This is a genomic window from Streptomyces sp. CNP082 (assembly GCF_059570535.1).
On sequence record NZ_JCANSZ010000023.1, the window covers coordinates 1 to 11,590 of the forward strand.

General features: G+C 68.9%; 16 protein-coding genes and 2 pseudogenes. 13 read left to right on the plus strand and 5 right to left on the minus strand.

Annotated elements, in window-relative coordinates; all coding sequences use genetic code 11:
• A pseudogene (locus B124_RS19090) lies at positions 1 to 274 on the plus strand (IS630 family transposase); the annotation flags it as partial.
• 21 nt (positions 275 to 295) lie between these two features.
• Here B124_RS19090 and B124_RS19095 read toward each other — a convergent pair.
• A complete protein-coding gene (locus B124_RS19095) occupies positions 296 to 1,165 on the minus strand; it encodes a GAP family protein (RefSeq protein WP_496504096.1) in 870 nt (289 codons plus the stop codon).
• Here B124_RS19095 and B124_RS19100 point away from each other — a divergent pair.
• A pseudogene (locus tag B124_RS19100) lies at positions 1,146 to 1,467 on the plus strand (LLM class flavin-dependent oxidoreductase); the annotation flags it as partial. The gene B124_RS19095 and the pseudogene B124_RS19100 sit on opposite strands and share 20 nt — an antisense overlap.
• 633 nt (positions 1,468 to 2,100) lie before the next feature.
• On the opposite strand, the gene B124_RS19105 reads toward B124_RS19100, so the two are convergent.
• On the minus strand, positions 2,101 to 2,889 hold the full coding sequence (locus B124_RS19105) for an SDR family NAD(P)-dependent oxidoreductase (protein WP_496504097.1): 789 nt from the start codon (positions 2,887 to 2,889) through the stop codon (positions 2,101 to 2,103).
• 122 nt (positions 2,890 to 3,011) lie between these two features.
• Here B124_RS19105 and B124_RS19110 point away from each other — a divergent pair, with 122 nt between their 5' ends.
• Together B124_RS19110 and B124_RS19115 are read left to right on the plus strand one after the other, a co-directional pair.
• Positions 3,012 to 3,593 (plus strand): TetR/AcrR family transcriptional regulator, encoded by a 582-nt coding sequence (locus B124_RS19110; protein ID WP_496504098.1) that lies wholly within the window; start codon positions 3,012 to 3,014, stop codon positions 3,591 to 3,593.
• A gap of 399 nt (positions 3,594 to 3,992) precedes the next feature.
• The gene (locus B124_RS19115; RefSeq protein WP_496504099.1) at positions 3,993 to 4,622 is read left to right on the plus strand and encodes a DUF4333 domain-containing protein; all 630 of its coding nucleotides are present in this window, start codon (positions 3,993 to 3,995) and stop codon (positions 4,620 to 4,622) included.
• A 68-nt stretch (positions 4,623 to 4,690) separates the two neighbouring features.
• On the opposite strand, the gene B124_RS19120 is transcribed toward B124_RS19115, so the two are convergent.
• The 3 genes from B124_RS19120 to B124_RS19130 are packed head-to-tail and all read right to left on the minus strand — an operon-like array spanning position 4,691 to position 5,951.
• Entirely contained in the window at positions 4,691 to 4,882 is a 192-nt protein-coding gene (locus B124_RS19120; RefSeq protein WP_496504100.1) for a hypothetical protein, read from the minus strand.
• A gap of 11 nt (positions 4,883 to 4,893) precedes the next feature.
• Positions 4,894 to 5,088 (minus strand): hypothetical protein, encoded by a 195-nt coding sequence (locus tag B124_RS19125; protein ID WP_496504101.1) that lies wholly within the window; start codon positions 5,086 to 5,088, stop codon positions 4,894 to 4,896.
• A gap of 11 nt (positions 5,089 to 5,099) precedes the next feature.
• Complete coding sequence (locus B124_RS19130; RefSeq protein ID WP_496504102.1) at positions 5,100 to 5,951, minus strand: helix-turn-helix domain-containing protein; 852 nt, start codon at positions 5,949 to 5,951, stop codon at positions 5,100 to 5,102.
• Between the two features lie 209 nt (positions 5,952 to 6,160).
• Here B124_RS19130 and B124_RS19135 point away from each other — a divergent pair, with 209 nt between their 5' ends.
• The 9 genes from B124_RS19135 (at position 6,161) to rpsC (ending at position 11,587) form a co-directional block, all read left to right on the plus strand.
• Positions 6,161 to 6,622: an ATP-binding protein gene (locus tag B124_RS19135; RefSeq protein WP_496504103.1), complete on the plus strand. Its 462-nt coding sequence runs from the start codon at positions 6,161 to 6,163 to the stop codon at positions 6,620 to 6,622.
• Between the two features lie 511 nt (positions 6,623 to 7,133).
• Positions 7,134 to 7,442 (plus strand): 30S ribosomal protein S10, encoded by a 309-nt coding sequence (gene rpsJ / locus B124_RS19140; RefSeq protein ID WP_003948644.1) that lies wholly within the window; start codon positions 7,134 to 7,136, stop codon positions 7,440 to 7,442.
• A gap of 14 nt (positions 7,443 to 7,456) precedes the next feature.
• Positions 7,457 to 8,101, plus strand: coding sequence for a 50S ribosomal protein L3 (gene rplC / locus B124_RS19145; protein ID WP_018834848.1), 645 nt, complete (start codon positions 7,457 to 7,459; stop codon positions 8,099 to 8,101).
• A 4-nt stretch (positions 8,102 to 8,105) separates the two neighbouring features.
• Positions 8,106 to 8,789: a 50S ribosomal protein L4 gene (gene rplD / locus B124_RS19150; RefSeq protein WP_496504104.1), complete on the plus strand. Its 684-nt coding sequence runs from the start codon at positions 8,106 to 8,108 to the stop codon at positions 8,787 to 8,789.
• 8 nt (positions 8,790 to 8,797) lie between these two features.
• A complete protein-coding gene (rplW, locus tag B124_RS19155; protein ID WP_496504180.1) occupies positions 8,798 to 9,169 on the plus strand; it encodes a 50S ribosomal protein L23 in 372 nt (123 codons plus the stop codon).
• Positions 9,170 to 9,212: 43 nt separating this feature from the next.
• Complete coding sequence (gene rplB / locus B124_RS19160; RefSeq protein ID WP_496504105.1) at positions 9,213 to 10,049, plus strand: 50S ribosomal protein L2; 837 nt, start codon at positions 9,213 to 9,215, stop codon at positions 10,047 to 10,049.
• A gap of 17 nt (positions 10,050 to 10,066) precedes the next feature.
• Positions 10,067 to 10,348 (plus strand): 30S ribosomal protein S19, encoded by a 282-nt coding sequence (rpsS, locus tag B124_RS19165; RefSeq protein WP_027772222.1) that lies wholly within the window; start codon positions 10,067 to 10,069, stop codon positions 10,346 to 10,348.
• Positions 10,349 to 10,391: 43 nt separating this feature from the next.
• Positions 10,392 to 10,739, plus strand: a complete 348-nt coding sequence (gene rplV, locus B124_RS19170; RefSeq protein ID WP_047017567.1) for a 50S ribosomal protein L22 — start codon at positions 10,392 to 10,394, stop codon at positions 10,737 to 10,739.
• Positions 10,739 to 11,587 carry a 30S ribosomal protein S3 gene (gene rpsC / locus B124_RS19175; protein WP_496504106.1) on the plus strand — a complete coding sequence of 283 codons (849 nt, stop codon included), beginning with the start codon at positions 10,739 to 10,741 and terminating at the stop codon, positions 11,585 to 11,587. The genes rplV and rpsC overlap by 1 nt, the downstream gene beginning before the upstream one ends.
• Positions 11,588 to 11,590 lie beyond the last annotated feature (3 nt).

Sequence of the window (11,590 nt, forward strand, 5' to 3'; positions counted from 1 at the left end):
GAAGAACCCACACGTGCACTTCCACTTCACCCCTGTCGGCTCTTCCTGGCTGAACCAGATCGAGATCTGGTTCGGGGTCATCACCCGGCAGTCGATCCGTCGCGGCACGTTTTCCAGCGTCAACGTCCTGGTCAAACAGATCCGCGACTACATCGACTCCTGGAACCAGAACCCGAAACCATTCACCTGGACCGCAACGACCGGCGAGATCCTCGCGAAGGTCCGGCTCGTCGCGACCAGCGTGAAGAAGCTTGTCAACAACAACTCGAACTGACACGAACCGGATCACGAGACACTAGCCCGTGATGAGGCCGTTGATGGCGACGGCGGCGAAGAACACCAGGACGATCTCACTGATCACCCAGGAGTGGGAGTTCATCCAGTCGCGGATCTTCGGCAGGACGACGCCGGCCCGTCGCCCGAGGAACACGACGCACAGCGCCGGCAGCGCCAGGAGCAGCAGGGTCAGCGCCACGAAGGGAAGGACCTGCCACCAGGAGTCGCCGCTGCGTTCGACATGGAGACCCGCCGCGACCGAGCTGGCGATGTCCGTCGGGAAGACACCCATGAGCGCGAGGCCCGTCAGGAGGGCGAACTTCGGCTCAGCCGTCTGCAGCTTGCCCATCCACTTCGGCGGCTGGGACTTTCCGCGGGTGAGGTATACGCGCACGATCAGGAAAAGCATCAGCACGAGCACGATCCCGTCGATGCTGCGGTCGAAGGCCGCTTTGTGTCCGCTCGTCGAGTTATTGACGCTGTTGGCGACGAAGTAGGCGACCGTCACCGTCGTGGTGACAGAGATTGCGGCACCGAGGACGTACGCAAGGGAATTCGCGGCCCAACGCTCGCTCGTCGCCAGGAAGAACGAGGTGACGATCTGTGGTCCCGCGATCATCACGAAAGCCAGTGGCAGGGTCTCGCTGAAGCTCACGGAAATCGTCACCTCCTGGGGAACGCGGAAATCCCGTCGAGAACCTACCACCGGCGACGGCTCCACCCTGGCTGGCTCGATCGAATTCGACATTGATGTCATTTTCTGACGGTCGCCATACGGCCGGTCAGCGATCTGTGTCGGCGGTCCCTCGTGCAGCCGGCTTGCCGCAAATCCGATTGCCCCGTCGTCACCCGCCGCGCATCCTGCGGGGATGCGCTTCTCCGTCAACATCCCCAACTTCGGCGACTTCGCCGACCCCCGCAACGTCGCCGCCGTGGCGGCTGCCGCCGAAGAGGCCGGCTGGGACGGGCTCTTCGTCTGGGACCACGTCCTGCACCGGCGGCACCAGGGGCGGCTCTTCGGCGATCCCTGGATGCTGCTGACCGCCGCCGCGCTGGCGACCTCCCGGATCCGGCTGGGCCCCCTGCTGACTCCCGTTCCCCGCTGTCGTCCGCAGCAGCTCGCCCGGCAGGTGGCCACCCTTGACCACCTCAGCGGCGGCCGTGTGATCTTCGGCGCGGGCCGCGGCGGCGGGTGCGCGGCGGCCGGGCACGTGGCGCGGGGCCGGGTCCGCGGCGGCCGGGTGCGTGTTGGTGTGCAAAAGTCGGGGCGCGTGGGTGATTTGCCCTAGTTCGCAGGGGGTGTTACCGCGAGTTTGTCCCGTTGAAGTGCGCCCCGGCCGCCTCGGGTTGCGGATCCCGCCCCGTGAGGAGCACGTCCACCTGACCTGGCTGGCCATACGCCGTGTGGGCATGCCCGCCGCCATCGCCCTGGTCAGCTGCCCATGTCAGTGGCATCGGCGAGGCCTGGCGGCTCGTGTCACCGAGGCGGGGAGCCAACGGCGACGTCACCGACCCCGCAAGCCCGCTCTCCCACGCCGCGCTCATCCAGTTGTACGCAGAGGGCCGCTGGCCCCTGGGAGGCGGCGCGGAGACCGCCTGACGGAGTGCCCTGTCCGACTGGACGCCGTATCCCCGGCCGACCTGCCCGCACACCCGCCCCAGGGTAGGCCGCCCCTCTGACAGTGAGACCCGCCGTGGCCGCCGCCCTCGCGGGACGGCCCCGGGGTCGCCGGGCGGTGGCCGTTGTGGGGCGGCCAGGGGAGCGCCCTGGATACGTCACCACGGAGAGGGCACCGCGGGTCCGGCGGCGTCTCGGCGGGTACGTCAGGCGGTCTTCACAGCTCCGCCGTCGATCAGCAGGTCCGTGCCGGACATGCTGGCCGCCAGCGGTGAGGCGAGGTAGGCGACTGACGCGGCGACCTCGGACGGTTCCAGCAGCCGGCCGGTGGTCATGCCCGTCGCGGCCGGGAGCTGAGCCAGCAACTGCTCCTGGGTGACCCCCATGGAGCGGGCCAGCTCCGCGCCGTAGCCGTCCGGGCTCTCCCAGAGCGCGGTACGCACCGCACCCGGCGAGACGGTGTTGACGCGTACGCCCTGCGGTCCGAACTCCTCCGCCAGCGCCTTGCCGAAGGCGGTCAGCGCGGCCTTCGAGGTGGTGTACGGGACGGGCCCGGCGTGCGGTGTCCGGGCGCTGTTGGAGGAGATGTTGACCAGCGCGCCGCGGCGGCGCAGCAGGCTGGGCAGCGCCGCCCTGCTGGTCCGTACGGCGGTCAGGAAGTTCAGGTCGAGGGACTGCTGCCACTGCTCGTCTGTGAAGGAGAGGAAGCCGCCGGTCTGGCCCTGTCCGCTGTCGCCGCCGCCGACGTTGTTGACGAGCAGGTCGAGGTCGCCGAACTCGGTGACGGCGCGGTCGATCAGCCGGGCGGGGGCATCGGGCCCCAGCAGATCCACCGGTACGGCCAGGGCGCCGGTCTCCTTCAACTCCGGGGTGATCGTGCGAGCGGCGGCCAGCACGCGAACGCCTTCGGCGGTGAGCGTTTGGACGATGGCCAGTCCGATGCCGCGGCTCGCGCCGGTGACCACGGCGGTGGTGTTCGTGAGCTGCAGATCCATGGAAGCACTCCTGTCGTTGCTTTGAAGTCAGTCGCTACTTGACCGACGCTGTAAACGTAGTAGATGCAACATTAATGATGCAAGTAATCCATGTTCGGCGTCCCCGATGTACTGTCTGGTCCATGGAGGAGAGGAAACGCGCGCTGCGCGCCGATGCGGAGCGGACGGTGCGCACGATCCTGGAGGCGGCCGAACGCGTCCTGGCCGCCGACCCGACGGCGACCATGGAGCAGATCGCAGCGGCGGCAGGGGTGGCCCGCACCACCGTGCACCGGCGCTTCGCCACTCGCGAGGCGTTGATCGAGGCCCTGGCGGCCTGGGCGACCGAGCAGTTCCACCAGGCCGTGGAGGCCGCCCGCCCGTTCACCTCCCCGCCGCTGGTCGCCCTGCACCAGGTGACCGCCAACGTCCTCCAGGTGAAGATCGGCTGGAGCTTCGCGATGAGCCGGACGGCCTCGTACGACCCCGAGACGGCGCGCGTGCACGCCGACATCCTGGCCAAGTGCGATCAGCTCTTCCGCCGCGCGCAGGAGACCGGCCTGCTGTCTGCGGACACCGACCTGGAGTGGGCCCGCCGCGTCTACTACGCCCTGATCCACGAGGCGGCCGAAGAAGGGCGGGAGATCGTCGACATCGGCGCCGTCGACCAACTGGCCGCACGCGTGGTCGACACCCTGCTGCACGGGGTCGGGACGCCGGCGTAGACCTCGCCGCGTCCATGCGTCCTACTGGGCAAAACTCGGTCCGCGTGACCGATTTAACCCGATTCGGAGGACCGGTGGTCGCGACTTTGCACCGGTGGGATGCGTTCCGCGTGGCCCCCGGCGGCGGCGAAGGCGCCCGGCCCGTGACGCTGACCGAAAAGCGGCGATCGTGGTCGACCGTGAATACGTGCCGCGGGGGCTGGGGGCACTGTGGCCACACCCGCCAGGGCGCCGCCCAGCCGGTGCCGCCAGGGCCGTGACGTCGGGAGGGGGCAGACACAGCCGACCCCGGATGTTCCCCGGACCGCCATCGTGATCGTCCGCCTGGCCTGATTAGCGAATGATATGTTCATGACTCGATCGACGGGATCGAGCCATGTGCATTTTCGGGGGGACGCAATGCGCCATGCAGCTTCGAGCCGGATTCTGACAGGAGTCGCCGCGAGTGCACTGGCGGTGCTGCTCTCCGCCGGGTGTTCGGTCAGCTTCGGAAGCTCGTCCGACAGCATGAGTAAAGAGGACGTCGCGGAGAAGGCGTCGGAAGCCCTGGCGAAAGAGGTCGGCCGCGAGCCCGACAACGTCACCTGCGAAGACGACCTCAAGGCCGAGGTGGGTGCGACCGTACGCTGCGAACTGACCGACGGCGGGACCAAGGTCGGCGTGACGGTCACCGCGGAGTCGGTCGACGGCGACACGATCCGCCTGGACGTCAAGGCAGACGACGCCCCCGGGACGGACCCCTCCGCACCCCCCGCCGAGGACAGCTCCGCGTCCCCGGGTACCGGAGGCGCGGAGTCGGTGCCGAGCACCGAGGTCGAGCGCCAGGGCACGCGTGCCCTGGCGGCGCAGGTCGGCCGGGAGCCCGACAGCTTCGACTGCACCCAGGACCTGCCGGCTCAGGTGAACGCCACGATCCGCTGCGTGCTCGGTGCGGAAAGCCAGCAGTGGGGCGTGACGGTCACCGCGACATCGGTCGTCGGAGACACGGTTCAGATGGACTTCAAGGTCGACACCACCCCCATGAGCTGACCCGCGGCCGGCCCCGGCACCCGGGGCCGGCCCGTAGGGCGCTCAAGGGGGCGCCGGGTTGGCGGCCGTCAGAGCAGGTGGTCGGCCTTGCCGGCTTTGATGTCGCGGATGCGGGTCCGGAGGGCTTCGACGGAGTCGGTGATGCGGTTCTCTTCGCTGCCTGCGACGGCGATGTGCGCGTTGCCTTCAGCGTCGGTGCCTATGCGGAAGCACGCGTTGCCCTCCGCGCAGAACGGCTCTTCCCACGTGATGTCTGGCATGGGTTGCCTCCTCACAGCAGGTGGTCTGCCTTGCCGGCCTTGATGTCGCGGATGAGGGTGCGGAGGGCTTCGACGGAGTCGGTGACGCGGTGCGCTTCGCTGCCTGCGATGGCGATGTGGGCGTTGCCGTCCGCGTCCGTACCTATGCGGAAACACGAGCTGCCTTCCGCGCAGAACGGGTCTTCCCAGTCGATGGGGGCGGTCATGCGGTCACTCCTCAAAGCTGTTGGGCGATGGTGTGGATGTAGTCACGGGTCTGCTCCGGAGGTAGGGACACCGCTTCCATCTGATCCAGTAGCAAGCGATACTTCGAGAGCTGTCCGTCCGCATGAAGGAAGTCCGGGCCGTGTGCACTGTCGACCTGCACAGTGTCGAGCCGTGGGACCGGCCCTTCGAAGTAGATGATCGTCTGTCCTGCTCCCGGGAACGCCCCATGGGTGAACGGGATGACTTGGATGGTGATGTTGTCTCGTTCGGCCAGGTCGAGCAGGTGGTGCATCTGGGCCCGTGCGACCCGACGGCCGCCGAACTGCATGCGTAGCGCTGCCTCGTGCACGACCGCAACGTAGTTGGGCCGGTCATCTCCCGTAAGCACTTCCTGGCGCTTCGCCCGATGAGCCAGCCGGAGGCCGACTTCGTGCTCGGGTAGGGGCGGTACGGCGCTACGGAAGATGGCGAGCGCGTGGTCCGAAGTCTGGAGGATCCCCGGCACGTGCACGGTGTTCGCCGCCCGCATCCGGCTGGCGTGGGCCTCCAGCTCCGCGATGTCCAGCAGTCCGTGCGGGAGGATCCCCCGGTACTGCTCCCACCAGCCCTTCCCCTCGCGCCGCGTCATGTCGGCCAGGGCTTCGATGTACTCGTTGTCGGTGCAGTGGCAGTTGCAGGCCAGGGTCCGCAGTCGCTCCGCGCTGATGGTGCGCTGACCCGACTCCATGTAGGAGATTTTTCCGCTGTCCAGCCCCAGTAATCCGGCGGCGTACGTGGTGGACATCCCGGCTGACGTACGGATCTTCCGCACCTCGGCGCCCAGGCGCTGCTGCCGCTGGGTCGGGATCTTTCTGATGGCCATGTCCGCGCTCCTGCGATCAGGGAGAGCCTCCGGAAGGAGGTAGTAATTGTGCCAACCTACGGCTACTCTCGGTTGTGCACAAGGTACTCACAGCAACACCGGAAGTGCACCGCGCGAGCATGCCCGCTCTCCCTGGGGCAGGCGTGCTCGCGCCCCAGGGAGGCAGGCCACCGGCGTGTCAACGACCAACCCCGCCTCAGGAGTACGCCATGCCTCCACATCCCTGCCTGCCCGCCTCATCCACCCCGCCCACCCCACCCGCCCCATCCATCCCGCCCCTCCCCATCCGCTGGGCCTTCCCCGCCCACCCCCGCTCCGTCCCCCGCGCCCGCCACGCTGTCCTCCACGCCCTGCCCCGCACCCACCGCCCCCGCCTCGGCGACGACCTGCAACTCCTCGTCTCCGAGCTCGTCACCAACGCCGTACGTCACGGCACCCGGGCCGCCGAGGACCACCTCGTCGAACTCCTCCTCTGGCCCGCCGACGGCCACTACTGGCTCGCCGTCTCCGACCCCGGCCCCGGCGTGCCCGCGCTCGCCCTGCCCGGCGCAGCCGCCTGCGGCGGGCGCGGGCTCCTCCTCGTCGATGCCCTCGCCGCCGCCTGGGGCGTTGTTCCCCGCCGCGTCTGCGGCAAGGCCGTCGTCGCCGGGCTGCGGCTCGACGGCGGGTGACCGCAGACGGGGTGCCGGTGGATGTCGCCGGTGGGTACTGAACGTGTGCGTCCCGTGGAGGGGGGCGGCCTGACCGGCTCCTGAGCCGGGCCGGCCGCCCCGCCCCGGCCGCCCCGCCCCCCTCGTGGTATTTGGGCCGATTGGCGCGAGCAGAGCGCCGTATGGCACACTATCCGGGTTGCTCGGCTGAGCGTCGATGCTGCGCGCCTCCCGCCGGGAGGACCGGAAGCGAGTCCCACGTATTCGTCGCCCCTCATCAGGGGCGGAAGTACGGGAATCTTCCGGGAAGCGTCAGCGGGGTGCAGGCCAGGGCATTCGGTGGGATCTTCCCCCCTCTTCCTGCGAGGAAAACCCCTGCGGACAACCGTCGGGGAGTTTCTTTCACGGGGAGAAATACGGGGAGGGTCGCGACACGCCCGACCGCGTGGGTCGGGGAACGGGTCCGCAGCTTCCGTCCGCGGGGGACCGACCGGGTGCCGGAGCGCTACGAGAACAGGACTGCTGAGAAGCCATGGCGGGACAGAAGATCCGCATCCGGCTCAAGGCCTACGACCACGAGGTCATCGACTCCTCGGCGAAGAAGATCGTCGAGACGGTGACCCGCACTGGTGCGTCGGTCGCGGGCCCGGTGCCGCTGCCCACTGAGAAGAACGTGTACTGCGTCATCAAGTCGCCGCACAAGTACAAGGACTCGCGCGAGCACTTCGAGATGCGTACCCACAAGCGTCTGATCGACATCCTCGACCCGACCCCCAAGACCGTTGACTCGCTGATGCGCCTGGACCTTCCGGCCGGCGTCGACATCGAGATCAAGCTCTGAGAGGTCGCGAAGAGATGGCTAAGCAGATCAAGGGTGTCCTGGGCGAGAAGCTCGGCATGACCCAGGTCTGGGACGAGAACAACCGTGTCGTCCCGGTGACCGTGGTCAAGGCCGGCCCCTGTGTCGTCACCCAGGTCCACACCGCAGACTCCGACGGCTACGACGCCGTCCAGATCGCCTTCGGCGAGATCGACCCGCGCAAGGTGAACAAGCCCCTCAAGGGCCACTTCGCCAAGGCCGACGTCACTCCCCGCCGCCACCTGGTGGAGATCCGCACCGCGGATGCCTCCGAGTACACCCTCGGCCAGGAGGTGACCGCCGAGACCTTCGAGGCCGGCGTGAAGGTCGACGTGACCGGCAAGAGCAAGGGCAAGGGCTTCGCCGGTGTCATGAAGCGGCACGGCTTCGCCGGCGGCAAGGCCAGCCACGGCGCCCACCGCGTGCACCGCAAGCCGGGCTCCATCGGTGGCTGCGCCACCCCGGGCCGTGTGTTCAAGGGCATGCGGATGGCCGGCCGAATGGGCAACCAGCGGGTCACCACCCAGAACCTGACCGTCCACGCCGTTGACGCGGAGAAGGGACTGCTGCTCATCAAGGGCGCCGTCCCCGGTCCGAACGGCGGCCTCGTCCTGGTCCGTAGCGCGGCCAAGGGGGCCTGAGGTAATGAGCACCGTTGACATCCTTTCGCCGGCGGGCGAGAAGGCCGGGACCGTCGAACTCCCCGCGGAGATCTTCGACGCGCAGGTCAGCATTCCGCTGATCCACCAGGTCGTCACCGCCCAGCTGGCCGCTGCCCGCCAGGGCACGCACAAAGTGAAGACCCGCGGCGAGGTCCGCGGCGGCGGCAAGAAGCCGTACCGCCAGAAGGGCACCGGCCGCGCCCGGCAGGGCTCGATCCGCGCCCCGCAGTTCGCGGGCGGCGGCGTCGTGCACGGCCCCGTGCCGCGCGACTACTCGCAGCGGACCCCGAAGAAGATGAAGCTCGCCGCGCTGCGCGGCGCGCTCTCGGACCGGGCGCGCCTCGGCCGGATCCACGTCGTCACCGGCGTGGTCGACGGCGAGGTCTCGACGAAGGCCGCCAGGACCCTCCTCGGCAAGGTCAGCGAGCGCAAGAACGTGCTGCTGGTCATCGAGCGGGACGACGAGCAGTCGCTGCTGTCCGCCCGGAACCTGCCCGACGTGCACATCCTGGACGCCGGTCAGCTCAACACGTACGACGTGCTCGTCTCCGACGACGTGGTCTTCACGCAGGCCGCCTTCGAGCGGTTCGTGGCCGGCCCCGTCAAGGGCGGTAAGGCCGTGGCAGACGAGGTCGAGCTCCAGAAGGCTGAAGGGAGCGCCGCCTGATGGTCGACATGGACAAGACCGAGGTCGAGGCCGCGGACGAGACGGCGGAGGCGACGGAGAACGCGTTCACCGTCACCAGCAAGACCTACGACGACCCGCGCGACGTGCTGCTCAAGCCCGTCGTCTCGGAGAAGAGCTACGCGCTGCTCGACGAGAACAAGTACACGTTCATCGTCGACCCGCGGGCGAACAAGACCCAGATCCGGCAGGCCGTGGAGAAGGTCTTCCAGGTCAAGGTCATCGGGGTCAACACGATCAACCGCCAGGGCAAGCGCAAGCGCACCCGCACCGGCTACGGCAAGCGCGCCGACACCAAGCGCGCCATCGTGACCGTCGCCGAGGGCGAGCGCATCGACATCTTCGGCGGCCCGGTCTCCTAGCGGGGACCGACAGGGCTGTCCGTCACGGACGAGGACTGAAGAAATGGGTATCCGCAAGTACAAGCCGACGACTCCTGGCCGTCGTGGCGCCAGCGTCGCCGACTTCGTCGAGGTAACGCGGTCCACGCCGGAGAAGTCGCTGGTCCGCCCGCTGCACAGCAAGGGCGGCCGAAACAATTCCGGTCGTGTGACCGCCCGCCACCAGGGCGGTGGCCACAAGCGCGCCTTCCGCGTGATCGACTTCCGTCGGCACGACAAGGACGGCGTCCCGGCCAAGGTCGCGCACATCGAGTACGACCCGAACCGCACCGCGCGCATCGCGCTGCTGCACTACGCCGACGGCGAGAAGCGCTACATCCTCGCGCCGGCCGGCCTGCAGCAGGGCGACCGGATCGAGAACGGCGCCGGCGCGGACATCAAGCCGGGCAACGCGATGCCGCTGCGCAACATCCCGGTCGGTACGGTCATCCACGCCATCGAGCTGAACCCCGGCGGCGGCGCGAAGTTCGCCCGCTCCGCCGGTGCGCACGTGCAGCTCCTGGCGAAGGAGGGCCGCATGGCCCACCTGCGGATGCCGTCCGGTGAGATCCGGCTGGTCGACATCCGCTGCCGCGCCACGGTCGGCGAGGTCGGCAACGCCGAGCAGTCGAACATCAACTGGGGCAAGGCCGGCCGCAAGCGCTGGAAGGGCGTGCGGCCGACCGTCCGCGGTGTCGTGATGAACCCGATCGACCACCCGCACGGCGGTGGCGAGGGCAGGACCTCCGGTGGTCGCCACCCGGTCTCGCCCTGGGGCCAGAAGGAGGGCCGTACGCGCGCGCCGAAGAAGGCGAGCAACAAGTACATCGTCCGCCGCCGCAAGACGAACAAGAAGCGCTAGGAGCGGGTGGAGTAGAGATGCCGCGCAGTCTGAAGAAGGGGCCCTTCGTCGACGACCACCTCATCAAGAAGGTGGACACGCAGAACGAAGCAGGCACCAAGAACGTCATCAAGACCTGGTCCCGCCGCTCGATGATCGTCCCGGCCATGCTGGGCCACACGATCGCGGTGCACGACGGCAAGAAGCACGTACCGGTGTTCGTCACCGAGTCGATGGTCGGGCACAAGCTCGGCGAGTTCGCGCCTACCCGCACCTTCAAGGGCCACGTCAAGGACGACCGCAAGTCGCGTCGTCGCTGACCTGCGGAGTGCGAAGACCATGACTCACACCGAAGGGACAACCATGGAAGCCAGGGCCTCCGCGCGCTATGTGCGCGTCACGCCCATGAAGGCCCGCCGTGTGGTGGACCTCATCCGTGGCATGAACGCCACGGAGGCTCAGGCGGTCCTGCGTTTCGCCCCGCAGGCCGCGAGCGTGCCCGTCGGCAAGGTGCTGGACAGCGCCATCGCCAACGCGGCGCACAACTACGACCACACCGACGTCGACAGCCTCTTCGTCAAGGAGGCATACGTCGACGAGGGCCCGACCTGGAAGCGGTTCCGGCCCCGCGCGCAGGGCCGGGCGTACCGGATCCGCAAGCGCACCAGCCACATCACGCTGGTCGTCGGCAGCAAGGAAGGGACCCGGTAATGGGCCAGAAGGTAAACCCGCACGGGTTCCGGCTTGGCATCACCACCGACTTCAAGTCGCGCTGGTATGCGGACAAGCTGTACAAGGACTACATCAAGGAAGACGTCGCCATCCGCCGGATGATGACCAAGGGCATGGAGCGCGCCGGCATCTCCAAGGTGGAGATCGAGCGCACCCGTGACCGCGTCCGCGTCGACATCCACACCGCCCGGCCGGGCATCGTCATCGGCCGCCGCGGCGCGGAGGCCGACCGGATCCGCGGCGAGCTGGAGAAGCTCACCGGCAAGCAGGTGCAGCTCAACATCCTTGAGGTCAAGAACCCCGAGACCGACGCGCAGCTCGTGGCCCAGGCCGTTGCCGAGCAGCTCTCCTCGCGTGTCTCCTTCCGCCGCGCCATGCGCAAGAGCATGCAGTCGGCGATGAAGGCGGGCGCCAAGGGCATCAAGATCCAGTGCGGCGGGCGGCTCGGCGGCGCCGAGATGTCCCGCTCGGAGTTCTACCGCGAGGGCCGGGTGCCCCTGCACACCCTGCGCGCCAACGTCGACTACGGCTTCTTCGAGGCCCGTACGACCTTCGGGCGCATCGGTGTGAAGGTCTGGATCTACAAGGGCGACGTGAAGAACATCGCCGAGGTCCGCGCCGAGAACGCCGCGGCCCGCGCCGGCAACCGTCCGTCCCGCGGTGGCGGTGGCGGCGGCGACCGTCCGCGTCGCGGCGGCGAGCGCGGTGGCCGCGGCCGTCGTCCGCAGCGTGACCAGCAGCAGCAGGCTCCGGCTGCCGAGGCCCCCCGGGCCGAGGCCGCCGCCGCTCCCGCCGCTGCTCCCGAAAGCACCGGAACGGAGGGCTGACCC

Excerpts from the sequence above, each read along its gene's own strand:
- B124_RS19095 (WP_496504096.1), bottom strand. The coding sequence starts at position 1,165 with ATGTTGACGGAGAAGCGCATCCCCGCAGGATGCGCGGCGGGTGACGAC.
- B124_RS19105 (WP_496504097.1), bottom strand. The coding sequence starts at position 2,889 with ATGGATCTGCAGCTCACGAACACCACCGCCGTGGTCACCGGCGCGAGC.
- B124_RS19110 (WP_496504098.1), top strand. The coding sequence starts at position 3,012 with ATGGAGGAGAGGAAACGCGCGCTGCGCGCCGATGCGGAGCGGACGGTG.
- B124_RS19115 (WP_496504099.1), top strand. The coding sequence starts at position 3,993 with ATGCGCCATGCAGCTTCGAGCCGGATTCTGACAGGAGTCGCCGCGAGT.
- B124_RS19120 (WP_496504100.1), bottom strand. The coding sequence starts at position 4,882 with ATGCCAGACATCACGTGGGAAGAGCCGTTCTGCGCGGAGGGCAACGCG.
- B124_RS19125 (WP_496504101.1), bottom strand. The coding sequence starts at position 5,088 with ATGACCGCCCCCATCGACTGGGAAGACCCGTTCTGCGCGGAAGGCAGC.
- B124_RS19130 (WP_496504102.1), bottom strand. The coding sequence starts at position 5,951 with ATGGCCATCAGAAAGATCCCGACCCAGCGGCAGCAGCGCCTGGGCGCC.
- B124_RS19135 (WP_496504103.1), top strand. The coding sequence starts at position 6,161 with ATGCCTCCACATCCCTGCCTGCCCGCCTCATCCACCCCGCCCACCCCA.
- rpsJ (WP_003948644.1), top strand. The coding sequence starts at position 7,134 with ATGGCGGGACAGAAGATCCGCATCCGGCTCAAGGCCTACGACCACGAG.
- rplC (WP_018834848.1), top strand. The coding sequence starts at position 7,457 with ATGGCTAAGCAGATCAAGGGTGTCCTGGGCGAGAAGCTCGGCATGACC.
- rplD (WP_496504104.1), top strand. The coding sequence starts at position 8,106 with ATGAGCACCGTTGACATCCTTTCGCCGGCGGGCGAGAAGGCCGGGACC.
- rplW (WP_496504180.1), top strand. The coding sequence starts at position 8,798 with ATGGACAAGACCGAGGTCGAGGCCGCGGACGAGACGGCGGAGGCGACG.
- rplB (WP_496504105.1), top strand. The coding sequence starts at position 9,213 with ATGGGTATCCGCAAGTACAAGCCGACGACTCCTGGCCGTCGTGGCGCC.
- rpsS (WP_027772222.1), top strand. The coding sequence starts at position 10,067 with ATGCCGCGCAGTCTGAAGAAGGGGCCCTTCGTCGACGACCACCTCATC.
- rplV (WP_047017567.1), top strand. The coding sequence starts at position 10,392 with ATGGAAGCCAGGGCCTCCGCGCGCTATGTGCGCGTCACGCCCATGAAG.
- rpsC (WP_496504106.1), top strand. The coding sequence starts at position 10,739 with ATGGGCCAGAAGGTAAACCCGCACGGGTTCCGGCTTGGCATCACCACC.